Genomic DNA, 644 nt, shown 5'->3' on the forward strand with positions numbered 1-644 from the left:
TGTTGATCTTTGCACAGCCAATATGCGAGACGATAGATATCTTGGTATCGCTCTTTCGTCAGTGTTTCGTAACGTTTTTGTTTTTCCATAACATTAAGACCTGAAGTGTAGAAGTGGGCTGCAAGGTAACCTCTGAAACACCGAAGGTTACCTGTGGTTTCGTCCTTGCCCGCTTAAAATGGCTGGGTAGAAAAACGTGAGTATTGAAGGGCGTCTGCGACTTCTTGAGCTTTAGATTCCGAAGTCATGAGATGCAGTAATTTGAGGGCGGCCTGATAGCTGACTAGGCTGCCGTTTGAGGTGAGGACTCCATCATCAACCACAAAATTCTGGTTGAACTGTACATCAACTGCTGGATAGTCTTTTTGTAATCCGTTTTCGCCTCCAGCCCACGTTGTCGCTTTCTTACCGTTTAAAAGGCCAGCCTCGGCCAATAGATACGCACCAGAGCAATTACTTGCCATCCAATCTGCCGCCTTTGATGTGGTTTGAATAAAGTGAATGAGATCCTTGTTTTCGATTAGCGCATCCATGTCGTAGCTGGATGTTAAAACCAGCACGTCGAGTTCCGGCTGATCGCCAATCCAAGCATCCACACCAATTTCTAATCCCTCTTCAGTGGTGATGGTTTTCTGATCAGAGAC

The 644-nt window shown here is 46.0% G+C and carries 1 protein-coding gene and 1 pseudogene; both read right to left on the reverse strand.

What is annotated here, in order from left to right; genetic code table 11:
• Positions 1 to 89 (reverse strand): annotated as a pseudogene (locus R7040_RS27370) (RNA polymerase subunit sigma); the annotation flags it as partial.
• Between the two features lie 84 nt (positions 90 to 173).
• A partial coding sequence (locus R7040_RS27375; RefSeq protein ID WP_318097731.1) for a DJ-1/PfpI family protein occupies positions 174 to 644 on the reverse strand: 471 nt, incomplete at its 5' end.

The organism is Vibrio sp. 1069, assembly GCF_033340555.1.